The following is a 623-nucleotide window of genomic DNA, read 5'->3' as shown; positions in this document are numbered from 1 at the left end:
TGCGGGCGACAACGCCGCGATGGAGTCGTTCTTCAGCCTGCTGCAGAAGAACGTCCTCGACCGCCGCGCCTGGGCCAACCGAGAACAGCTGCGCGTCGCGATCGTGACCTGGATCGAGCGGACCTACCACCGACGCCGCCGGCAAGCCCGTCTGGGCCGTTTGACGCCGATCGAGTTCGAGACCATCATGAACCAGAACCTGGCCCTCGCGGCCTAACCGAAACTGTCACCTATTCGTTCAGCAGACCCCGTCGTGGCGTTTCTGGGCGGGGGTGCGGGGGTCGTCGACGGGTTCGTCGTCGGTCCACGGCTCGCCCTCGCCCTTATCTCGGTAGCTGTCGGTGAAGCGGACGGCGGGGTTGCCGCCCGCGTCGAGGATCCGCTGGAGCACCGCGGCGCCTTCGGGGGTGAGGTCTCCGCGTGCGGGGAACAGGCCGTCGCGTTCCTTCCCGATCGTGAACCCGCGCCGCCGGGATGCCTTCTCCGCGTCCGGGGCGGGGCCGTCCTGGTCGAGGTACGCGGCCCACGTGTCCGCCTGCACCTTCAGCTGCGCGAACGTGGGCGGCATCCCGTCGATGAGCCCGGTGGCGCTGGCGACGAGCTCGCGCTCGGCGGCGATCATG

The 623-nt window shown here is 69.7% G+C and carries 2 protein-coding genes; one reads left to right on the top strand and one right to left on the bottom strand.

From position 1 onward, the window contains the following. Positions 1-217 (top strand): IS3 family transposase (locus B5M43_RS14935; protein ID WP_230668180.1); only part of this gene is annotated, 217 nt, incomplete at its 5' end. Positions 218-238: 21 nt separating this feature from the next. Here the strand turns inward: B5M43_RS14935 and B5M43_RS14930 are convergent. Continuing rightward, a partial coding sequence (locus B5M43_RS14930; protein ID WP_230668284.1) for a DUF222 domain-containing protein occupies positions 239-623 on the bottom strand: 385 nt, incomplete at its 5' end.

It is taken from the genome of Microbacterium sp. MEC084, assembly GCF_004514465.2.
Classification (GTDB): Bacteria; Actinomycetota; Actinomycetes; order Actinomycetales; family Microbacteriaceae; genus Microbacterium.
The sequence above is the reverse complement of the archived record's forward strand: the minus strand, read 5'-3'. Positions and strand labels throughout refer to the sequence as shown.